11 protein-coding genes are annotated in these 9,166 nt (G+C 73.7%); 5 read left to right on the top strand and 6 right to left on the bottom strand.

Features of this window, described 5'->3' with window-relative positions; all coding sequences use genetic code 11:
- The 3 genes from VKG64_09250 to VKG64_09260 all read right to left on the bottom strand — a co-directional run.
- The coding region (locus VKG64_09250; protein ID HKB25226.1) for a sugar phosphate isomerase/epimerase family protein at positions 1 to 735 on the bottom strand (735 nt) is incomplete at its 3' end.
- Positions 736 to 738: 3 nt separating this feature from the next.
- Positions 739 to 1,077, bottom strand: a complete 339-nt coding sequence (locus VKG64_09255) for a hypothetical protein (GenBank protein ID HKB25227.1) — start codon at positions 1,075 to 1,077, stop codon at positions 739 to 741.
- A 34-nt stretch (positions 1,078 to 1,111) separates the two neighbouring features.
- The gene (locus VKG64_09260) at positions 1,112 to 1,894 is read right to left on the bottom strand and encodes an SDR family oxidoreductase (protein ID HKB25228.1); all 783 of its coding nucleotides are present in this window, start codon (positions 1,892 to 1,894) and stop codon (positions 1,112 to 1,114) included.
- 47 nt (positions 1,895 to 1,941) lie between these two features.
- On the opposite strand from VKG64_09260, the gene VKG64_09265 reads away from it, so the two are divergent.
- Both VKG64_09265 and VKG64_09270 read left to right on the top strand, forming a co-directional pair.
- The gene (locus VKG64_09265) at positions 1,942 to 2,514 is read left to right on the top strand and encodes a type II secretion system protein GspG (GenBank protein HKB25229.1); all 573 of its coding nucleotides are present in this window, start codon (positions 1,942 to 1,944) and stop codon (positions 2,512 to 2,514) included.
- A 44-nt stretch (positions 2,515 to 2,558) separates the two neighbouring features.
- Positions 2,559 to 3,239 (top strand): caspase family protein, encoded by a 681-nt coding sequence (locus VKG64_09270; protein HKB25230.1) that lies wholly within the window; start codon positions 2,559 to 2,561, stop codon positions 3,237 to 3,239.
- A gap of 18 nt (positions 3,240 to 3,257) precedes the next feature.
- Here VKG64_09270 and VKG64_09275 read toward each other — a convergent pair whose 3' ends face one another.
- Genes VKG64_09275 through VKG64_09285 form a run of 3 tightly spaced genes read right to left on the bottom strand, consistent with a single transcriptional unit; the run spans position 3,258 to position 5,769 of the window.
- A complete protein-coding gene (locus tag VKG64_09275; protein ID HKB25231.1) occupies positions 3,258 to 3,992 on the bottom strand; it encodes a DUF3750 domain-containing protein in 735 nt (244 codons plus the stop codon).
- The gene (locus VKG64_09280; GenBank protein ID HKB25232.1) at positions 3,989 to 5,002 is read right to left on the bottom strand and encodes a cobalamin-independent methionine synthase II family protein; all 1,014 of its coding nucleotides are present in this window, start codon (positions 5,000 to 5,002) and stop codon (positions 3,989 to 3,991) included. The genes VKG64_09275 and VKG64_09280 overlap by 4 nt, the downstream gene beginning before the upstream one ends.
- A gap of 8 nt (positions 5,003 to 5,010) precedes the next feature.
- Complete coding sequence (locus tag VKG64_09285; GenBank protein HKB25233.1) at positions 5,011 to 5,769, bottom strand: enoyl-CoA hydratase/isomerase family protein; 759 nt, start codon at positions 5,767 to 5,769, stop codon at positions 5,011 to 5,013.
- A gap of 27 nt (positions 5,770 to 5,796) precedes the next feature.
- Between VKG64_09285 and VKG64_09290 the strand changes: the two genes are divergently transcribed.
- The 3 genes from VKG64_09290 to VKG64_09300 all read left to right on the top strand — a co-directional run bounded on the left by VKG64_09290 (position 5,797) and on the right by VKG64_09300 (position 8,999).
- On the top strand, positions 5,797 to 6,951 hold the full coding sequence (locus VKG64_09290; protein ID HKB25234.1) for an MFS transporter: 1,155 nt from the start codon (positions 5,797 to 5,799) through the stop codon (positions 6,949 to 6,951).
- Positions 6,952 to 7,076: 125 nt separating this feature from the next.
- Complete coding sequence (locus VKG64_09295; GenBank protein ID HKB25235.1) at positions 7,077 to 7,874, top strand: enoyl-CoA hydratase/isomerase family protein; 798 nt, start codon at positions 7,077 to 7,079, stop codon at positions 7,872 to 7,874.
- 42 nt (positions 7,875 to 7,916) lie between these two features.
- Positions 7,917 to 8,999, top strand: coding sequence for an SIS domain-containing protein (locus VKG64_09300; protein HKB25236.1), 1,083 nt, complete (start codon positions 7,917 to 7,919; stop codon positions 8,997 to 8,999).
- Positions 9,000 to 9,166 lie beyond the last annotated feature (167 nt).

Raw genomic sequence — 9,166 nt, forward strand, 5'->3', positions numbered from 1 at the left:
CGCCCACGCGGCGGGGTTCGGCGCCTCGTAGGAGAGGAACCCGCCGTAGCCCTTGAACTCGAGGAGCGCGAAGAACTCGCGGAAGGGCACGATCCCCTGGCCGGGCGGCAGCCGGTCGGTGAACTTCCCGGGCTCCAGGCCGCTCCGCGGCACGTCGCTGAACTGCACGTAGGCGATCTCCTCGAGGGCCACGTCCTCCACGTCGCGGATCGTGGCCCCGCTCCGCCAGAGATGGTAGGTGTCGAGCAGGAGCCCGCAGCGCAGATGGGACGCCTTCGCCATGACCTCGCGCATCCGCGGGAGCGCGTTCAGCTCGGCCGCCTGCGAGTTGAACTCGACGGCGAGCCGCACGCCGTGCTTGGCCGCGATGTCGCCGACCTCCCGCACGCTCTCCGCCGCGCGCCGGAGGTCGCCGCGGCCCTTGTCCACCGGGCTCATGACCGTGCCGCAGCCGAGGAGGGCCGCGCGCGCGCACTGCTCGTCGAACACGCCGAGCAGGCGGCGGCGCTCGTCGCCCTCCGCCCACATCCAGCCGAGCTCGACACCGACACACGCGACGGGAAGCCCGCTGCCCCGGACGAGTGCCTGCACGTCGGCCGCCGCCAGGCCCTTCTGGGCCGCGCGCTCGAAGTCGATCCGCCGCAGCTCGACGGCGTCCCAGCCGGCGTGCCGCGCGATGCGCAGCACGTCGGCCAGCGGCGTCGTGTCGAGCGTCCAGGTGTGGAGCGCGAGCATCGTCTACTGGGTCTTCGGCGCGGGGGCCGGAGCCGGCGCGGCGGGCGCGGCCTTGGGCGGGTTGGCCTTCGCGTACGCGAGGGCCTCCTGGAGCTCCTTGTCCGCCTGCCGGATCAGCGCGAGGGCCTTGGCGCGATGGCCGCCGAAGTCGTGCGGCGCCTGCTCGAGCTGCTCCGCCGCCCGATGGAGCGCGCGCATCGCCATGTGCATGTGGGGGTGCTCGCCGCCGCGCCCGCCGCCCGGCCGCGCGGGCGGCTTCTCCTGCGTGAGCGCGAGCGAGCTCCCGCCCAGCACCAGGCCGAGCGCGAGCAGGATCGCGACCGCCGATCGTCCCTTCAGCATGTGGGTCTCCTGGGCATCCGCGAACCCGGGGTCCTCAGAACGCGGCCGAGACGCCCCCGTCGAAGTTGATCGCCGTCCCCGTGATGTAGGCGGCGCGCTCCGAGGCGAGGAAGGCCACGAGGTCGGCGAACTCGTGCGCCTCGCCGAACCGGCCGAGCGGCACGCGGCGCTTCTCGGCCATCTCGCGGTAGAACGTGTCGCGGTCGCCCGTGATCCGCCGCTCCCACTGGCCGCTCTTCACGACGCCGAGGCAGATCGTGTTGACGAGGATCTTGTCGGCGGCGTACTCGTTCGCGAGCGACTTGGTGAGGTTGATGCCGGCCGCGCGCGTCACGCTCGTCGGCAGCGAACGCGCCGCGGGCGCCTTGCCGCCGACCGTCGTGACGTTGATGATCCGGCCGCCGCCCCGCCGCTTCATGTGCGGGATGACGAGCCGGCAGAGACGGATCGCCGCCATCAGCTTCAGCTCGATGTCCGCGTGCCAGGTGGCGTCATCGACCTGCTCGAAGCCCGCCGCCGACGACGTGCCCGCGTTGTTCACCAGGACGTCCACGCCGCCCCAGCGCGCGAGCACGGCGGCGACGAACGCCTCGACCTGGTCGGCGCGCGTGACGTCGGCCGGCATCGCGAGTACCTCGGTGCCGGTCGAACGGCGGACCTCCTCCGCCACGCTCTCGAGGAGCGCCTTGCGCCGCGCACAGGTCGCGACCTTCGCGCCCGAGCGCGCGAAGCGCTCGACGCAGGCGCGGCCGAGCCCGTCGTTGCCACCCGTGACGATCACGATCTTGTCCTTGAGGCCGAGCTCCAGGGTGTCCATGGCCCCCGAAGATATCACCGACAGGGCATTTGGTGTAGGGTGCCCGCATGAGACGCGCGCTGGCGCTCGCCGCGCTTCTCGTTCTCACGCCGCCGGCCGTCGCCGCCCAGGACGCGCAGAAGCGGCTGGCCGACCTGCTGGTCGAGCTGCTGGACCGGCGTACGCAGCCCACGACCGCGGAGACGATGCAAAAGCTCCAGGAGGAGATCGGCGCGGTCGTGGGCCGGCTGACCGCCCGGGACCCCGCCGACTTCTACAACCGGAAGCTCGACGACCTCGCGATCGCCGCGCTCCGCGCGCACCGGCCCGAGCGCGCGGCCGATTGGGAGGTGGACGCGCGGCGGCGCTACATCTCGCAGACGCGCGCCGTCCTCCGCGCGCTTCGCCAGGCGCTCGAGATGCGGAATCTCGATGAGGGCGCCCTCCCGACGACCGAGCAGGGGCTCGCGTCGCTCGCCGTCAAGGGTGGGCGGGGCGGCCCGTACCTCGACCCGGCCCTCCCGCTGACGGACGCCTGGGGCCGGCCGTTCGTCTACCGCCACCCCGGCAAGGACAAGCCGTACGACCTCTTCTCCCTCGGTCCCGACGAGAAGGAAGGGACCGCGGACGACATCGAATGACTCCGGCCCGCCTGGTCGCTTTCCTGTGCTCGCTCGGACTCGCGGTGGGGTCGGGCCTCGCCCTCGCCCAGGCGCCCGTGCGCCCGTCCGAGACGCGCGCGGCGCTCGTCATCGGGAACGCGCGCTACACCGCCGCGGCGCCGCGGCCGCACGCGTTGAACGACGCCCGCGCGATGGCGCGGGCGCTCGCGGACGCGGGCTTCGCCGTCCGTACCGTCGAGAACGCCGACGCGACCGAGCTCCGGCGCGCGGTCGGCGATTTCGCGGGCCGCGTGCGTAACGTGAGCCTCGCGATCCTCTATTACTCGGGCCACGCCGTCGGCCGCGCGGGGAAGAACTACCTCGTCCCGGTGGACTCGACACCCACGGCGCCCCCGGGCGAGCTCGTCGGATTCGAGGAGCTCGAGATTCTCATCGAGCGCGCCGGCAACACCTTCAACCTCCTGATCCTCGAGGGCGGCTCCAGGCTCGCCTTCATGGATCCGACGTCGGGATCCTTCCGGTGGATCGCCTTTGCAGCCGCGCCCGGCGCCGAAGCGGGCGACGACGGCCAGCACGGCCACTATACGCGGGCGCTCGTGGCGCAGCTGGCGACGCCCGGGCTCAGGATCGAGGACGTCTTCACCCGCGCACGGCGGGCCGTCTTCACGGTGACGGGCGGCCGGCAAGTTCCCTGGGATGCCTCGGCCATCGACGGCGATTTCGTCTTCGTGCCCGCGCGCTGAGGCCGTCGGCGACGGCGCTCAGGACGCGCCGAGACGGCCGAGGACGGGGAGCTTGAGCGCGGGGCTCTTCACGTCCACGCCGAAGTTCAGCGTGAAGACGTTCAGCTCGATGCCCTCCTCCACGCCGAGCGCGATCCCGCCGAGCCCGAAGAGCGAGAGCTGGACGCCCGTGCGGCTCGGCGTCGGCCCGGCGAGCGCGCCGCCCGGCAGGTAGTCCTTGCCGATCGCCGTCGGCGGGAGCTTCAGGCGGAGCTCGGGCACCTGGCGCCCGACCCACGCCGTGAACGTGTTGCTGTTGGGCCCGGGCCAGGTGCGATAGCTCGCGGGATACGGATACGCGGCCACCGCGGCCTCGATCTTCGTGACGATCGCGTCCACGCCGGCGCCGCGGAGGTCCACGAGCCGCACCGGGCGGTCGCCGAACCAGTAGTTGTCGGGGCCCGTGCGGTTCACGCGCACCGCGGGGGCGCCGCGGTCCACGCCCCAGCCGATCACCTCGTAGCGCGTGTAGGCCGCCGCGCCGTCGGGCTTCACGGCGATCCACGTGTGCACGGCGAAGACGCCGCGCCAGCTCACCGCGCGCGCGGCGTAGACCTGCACGACCGCCTCCGGGGTGAACGCCGGATCGGGCGCCAGGCCCGAGGGGCCGCGCTCGAGCGCCCACCAGTCGGTGCGCGCGCGCGAGACGACGGCGCAGCCGACCAGCACCGGCAAGGCGAGCGTCAGGAGCCAGCGCGCGCGGCGGCGGCTCACCCGGAGAGCTCCTTGCGGACGAGCTGCGCGCCCTCGACGAGCGCGGCAAGCTTCTGCTTCACGACCCAGCGCGGCGTCTCCCAGAATCCGCAGTCCGGGTTCACCCAGAGCTTGTCGGGCCGGACGTACTTGAGGAAGCCGCGGATGCGCTCGGCGACGTCGGCGCCCGTCTCGGCCTTGAACGCCTTCACGTCCACGACGCCGGCGCCGAGCTCCTTGTCCTTCGGGAAGTCCTTCCAGCGCGCGGCGTCCTCCATGCCGCGGTTGGCGAACTCGAGCACGACCTGCGAGGCGGAGAGCTCGTGGAGCGTCGGGAAGACGTTGCGGTAGTCGCGCACGGCGCTGAACGGCCGGCCGTAGAGGTTGCCGAAACAGATGTGGACGGCGATCTTCGCGTCCACGCCCTCGACGGCCCGGTTGACGCCCTTCGCGAACTGCGGCACCGAGCCCGCGTACATCCCGCTGTGCGGCTCGTCGATCTGGATGAAGTCGGCGCCGACCGCGACGAGCGCCTTGCACTCGGCGCGGACGATCTGGACGAGGTCGGCCAGCAGCGTGTCCCTGTCCGTGTAGCCGCCGCCGAGCCGCAGCGGGACGAGCAGCGTGTACGGGCCCGGCACGGTCGCCTTGATCCGCCGGGTCGTCAGCGCGCGCGCCAGCTTCCACTCGTCGACGATCCCGAGGCCGTGGGGCGCCGAGATCTTGCCGACGACCTCGAACGGCGTGTTCGTGTCCCAGAGCGGCTGGCCGAGCTTGCGCGGCGGCTCGAGGGCGCGGATTCCCTCGATGAAGTCGTAGAAGCCGATGATGAAGCGGACACGCATCATCTCGCCCGTCGTCACGACGTCCACGCCCGCACGCTCCTGGTCGAGGAGCGCCGCCTGCGTGGCGTCCTCCATGAGCTCGCGCACGTCCACCGCGCCGAGGCGGCCGCCCTCCATCGCCTCGCGCGCCAGCCACACCCAGCCGGGCAGGCCGTGGCTTCCCACCACCGACGTCGGCAGCAGCATCGGCAGCCCTAGCGCTTCGTCCGGGCGCGGATCTCGTCCATCGCCCGGCGGTGCTCCTCGGAGCCGAGGCACGCGGCGAGCTCCCGGTTCATCTCGCGGCGGAACGTGTCGAAGTCGAGATCGAACGCGCGCGTCGCGAGCCGCTTGCTCGCGCGCACGCTCGCCGGCGGGAGCGCGAGGAACCGCTCGACCGTCTCGTCGAGCGCCTTCGGAAAGTCGGCGGCCGGAACGACCCGATTGACGAGCCCGTACCGCTCGGCCTCGCGCGCCGCGATGGGCTCGCCGAGCAGGATGAGCTCCTTGGCGCGCGCGAGCCCGATGAGCCGCGGCAGGCGGTAGAGCGACATCGAGGGGATCAGGCACTCCTTCACCGCGGGGAGGCCGAGGAGCGCGTCCTCCGCCGCGAGCCGGTAGTCGCACACGAGCGCGAGCTGGAGGCCGCCCCCGAGGCAGTGGCCGTTGATCCCGGCGACGAAGAGCGTGTCAATCCGCTCGATCGCCACCATCGCGTCTTCCCACGCGACGAAGTCCGGGAGGCCCACGGCGCCCGACGCGAGCGCCTTGAGATCCACGCCCGTGCAGAACGCGCGCCCGGCGCCCGTCAGCACGACCACGCGGACCTCGGGCCGCGCCGACAACTCGGCCACGACGGCGCCGAGGTCGCGCACGAAGCGCGCGTCGCCCGCGTTCAGGACCTCGGGGCGGTCGAGGGTGAGCCATGCCCTTGGGCCGTCCACCGCGAGGCGCATCGTCTCAGGCCGGGGCATGAGCCATGGTTTACCATAAAAGGCCTCGTGACTCCGCTCATCGTCCTGCTCTGCCTCACGGGCTTCGCCACCACGGTCACGAGCGGCGCCTTCCCCACGCTCCTGCCGGAGATCGGCCGGACGGGCGGCCTGCCCGACTGGCAGCTCGGCGTGGTCGCCGGCGCCTACGGCTTCGCCCGGATGCTCGCCGACGTCCCGGTCGGTCTCTTCCTCACCCACCACCTGCGGCGCGCGTTCGTGCTCGGCCCGTGTCTCCTCGCGGCGGGCATCCTGATCGTCGCGACGGGCGGGTCGTTCGCCGGGGTGGTGCTCGGCCGGCTCCTCATGGGCGTCGGGCACGCGCTCAGCATGATGAGCGGGCTCACCGCGCTCCTCCGGTTCGCCACCGCGTTCAAGCTCGCCTCGGCGCTCAGCGCCTTCGAGCTCTCGGGCATGCTCGGCCTCCTCGCCGGCACGCTGCTGGTCGGGCTGCTCCCGGCGAGCCTCGGCTGGAACGCCGCGTTCCTCGTCGCCGGCGCGCCCCTGCTGCTCGCCGCCGCCACGGTCCCGGCGCTCATGCGCCGCCTGCCGCCCTCGGACGGCGCGGCGCCCCGGCCCCTCTTCGCCCGGCACGCCGCCCCGCCGGCGGGCCCGACGCCCCCGGCGGTCACGCCGAGCGTCGTCCTCGCGTTCGCCGCCGGCGGCACGGTCGCCGCCGCGTACTCGACGGTCGAGCAGTTCCTGCTCCCGCTCCGCGGCAGCCGCACGCTCGGACTCGAGCGCGCGGGCATCGCGCGCCTCCTGATGACGATGCAGGCCTGCGACATCGTCGCGCTCCTGCCCGTCGGCGCGCTCGCCGACCGCGTCGGGCCGGCGCGCGTGCTGGGCGTGAGCCTGCTCGTCACGTCGGGCGCGCTCCTGCTCGTCGCCTTCGGCACGCTCCCCGTCGTGGGCGCCGGCGCCGCGCTCTTCGGCTTCTCCATGTCGGCGTGGATGCTCCCCCTCGGCGTGCTCCGGCGCGAGACCGCGCCCGAGCGCATCGCGTGGCGCACGGGCCTCTACCGCGTCTGCGTGGACGGGGGGATCTTCGCGGGCCCGTTCCTCGCCGGGCTCCTCGGCGCGCGGCTCGCCCCGAACCTCGGCGCCGTGTGGGGCGGCGCGCTCGCGCTGACGGGCGTGCTCTTCCTCCGGCGCCGGCGCTGACGTGGCCGACGCCGGGCTGATTCTCGCGGCGCGGGCTGCTGCTGCGGCCATCCCGACAAGCGCGGCGCGCTCGTTCTCGTGGACCGGTGGCGGCCTCGGGCCCGAGCCGGTATAAGGAGACCATCATGGACTACGCGGACTACCGGCACCTCGCGTTCGAGCGGAAGCCCCACGGGGTGCTCCTGATCACGATCAACCGTCCCGAGGTCCTCAACGCGACCAACGCGCGCCTGCACTGGGAGCTCACGCAGGTCTGGCTCACGGTGGACGCCGACCCCGGGACGCGCGTCGCGGTCGTCACCGGCGCCGGCAAGGCGTTCTCGGCGGGCGGCGACCTCGCGCTGGTCGAGGAGATGGCGGGCAACGCCGACGCCGTGGCGCGCACGCTGCGCGAGGCGTCGGACCTCGTCTACAACATCGTGAACCTCGATAAGCCCGTCGTCTCCGCGATCAACGGCGTCGCCGTGGGCGCGGGCCTCGTGGTCGCGCTGCTCGCCGACGTCAGCGTCATCTCGGAGACCGCGCGGCTCACCGACGGCCACACGCGCCTCGGCGTCGTGGCGGGTGACCACGCGGCGATCGTCTGGCCGCTCCTCTGCGGGATGGCGAAGGCGAAGTACTACCTGCTCACCGCCGATTTCCTCGACGGCCGGGAGGCCGAGCGGATCGGCCTCGTGAGCCTCTGCGTCCCGCCGGCCGAGGTCCTGCCGAAGGCGCTCGACGTCGCGACGCGGCTCGCCCAGGGGAGCCAGCTCTCGATCCGCTGGACGAAGCGCGCGCTCAACAACTGGCTGCGCCAGGCGGGCCCGATCTTCGACCAGTCGCTCGCCCTCGAGATGCTCACGTTCATGCATCCCGACGTCCGCGAGGGCGCCCGCGCGATCCGCGAGAAGCGCGCCCCGGCGTTTCCGTCGGCGCGCTGAGCGCCGCCCCGAGTCCGAGAGACAGAAGGAGGGCCGAGCCGCATGGCCTGGACGCCACCGCCCGCCCGCACGGGCCATCCCTACTACATGCACGACGCGATCTACGCCCAGCCGGGCGCCTTGCGCCTCGTCACGCGCGGCCAGGGCGAGGTGATCGAGGCCGCCGCCGCGCGGCTCGCCGGCATGGACCGCGTGTTCCTCTCGGGCATCGGCACCTCGTGGCATGCCGCGCTCGTCGGCGAGCTCCTCTTCGCCCACGCCGGCCGGCTCGGCCACCGCGCGCGCGCGTTCCACTCCTTCGAGTTCAAGGGCTACTGGCCCGACCCCGACGCGCGGACCGGCGTCGTCGTGGTCAGCCACCGCGGCAGCAAGCGCTACTCGCTCGAGGCGCTCGCCAAGGCGAAGGCCGGTGGCGGCGTGGGCGTGGCGATCACGGGCAAGGGCCACGACGGGCTCGCCGCGGCTGACCACGTGCTCCGCACGGTGGACCAGGAGAGCTCGGCCGCGCACACCGTCAGCTACACGACCGCCCTGGCGCTCCTCGTCACGCTCGCCGCCGGCGTCGGCAAGAACGAGGGGCTCCTCCACGAGCTGGAGGAGATCCCCGACATGCTGGCGCTCCTCCTCGGACAGGAGGCGTGGGAGGAGCTGGCCGCGCGCTTCGCGGGCCGCCGCCGCTACTGGTTCGTCGGCGGCGGGCCCAACACGGCGACCGCGTACGAGGCGGCGCTCAAGATGAGCGAGGCCAACCACTCGATCGCGCTCGGGCTCAACTGCGAGCAGTTCCTCCACGGTCCGTGGGCCGCGCTCGACGCCGAGGACGTGGTCTTCGTGATCGCGCCGCCCGGGCCGTCCCACGAGCGCTGCCTGGCCGTGGCGCGCGTCGCGAAGGAGGTGGGCGCGCCGGTCGTGGCCCTGGCGCGCGAGGGCGACGACGGGCTCGCCCGGCTCGCGGCGGAGACGATCGCGCTGCCGGCGGTGGACGAGCTCCTGTCACCGATGCTCGCCGTCGTCCCGCTCCAGCTCTTCACCTACCACCTGGCGCTGCTCCGCCGCGTGAACCCCGACACGATGCGCGGTGACCAGCCGGCGCACGGCCGGGCGCGCGCCGGCCTCGCGCTCTAGGCCTGGCGCGCCGGCCCTTCGGGTCGCGGGCCGCCCCCGCCGCGGCGCCCGCGACGGCGCCGGCGCCGCTGGCCGGAGCCGGTGGCGCCTTCGCCCGGGGGCGGTGAGGCGGGCGCGCCGGGATGCGGCGGCGCCGAGCGCGGCTCCGCGTGGCGAGGCGGCTCGTG

It is taken from the genome of Candidatus Methylomirabilota bacterium, assembly GCA_035260325.1.
GTDB lineage: Bacteria > Methylomirabilota > Methylomirabilia > Rokubacteriales > CSP1-6 > AR19.

Coding starts and splice junctions, on each gene's coding strand:
- VKG64_09255 (HKB25227.1), bottom strand. CDS start 1,077: ATGCTGAAGGGACGATCGGCGGTCGCGATCCTGCTCGCGCTCGGCCTG.
- VKG64_09260 (HKB25228.1), bottom strand. CDS start 1,894: ATGGACACCCTGGAGCTCGGCCTCAAGGACAAGATCGTGATCGTCACG.
- VKG64_09285 (HKB25233.1), bottom strand. CDS start 5,769: ATGCCCCGGCCTGAGACGATGCGCCTCGCGGTGGACGGCCCAAGGGCA.
- VKG64_09265 (HKB25229.1), top strand. CDS start 1,942: ATGAGACGCGCGCTGGCGCTCGCCGCGCTTCTCGTTCTCACGCCGCCG.
- VKG64_09300 (HKB25236.1), top strand. CDS start 7,917: ATGGCCTGGACGCCACCGCCCGCCCGCACGGGCCATCCCTACTACATG.
- VKG64_09280 (HKB25232.1), bottom strand. CDS start 5,002: ATGCTGCTGCCGACGTCGGTGGTGGGAAGCCACGGCCTGCCCGGCTGG.
- VKG64_09295 (HKB25235.1), top strand. CDS start 7,077: ATGGACTACGCGGACTACCGGCACCTCGCGTTCGAGCGGAAGCCCCAC.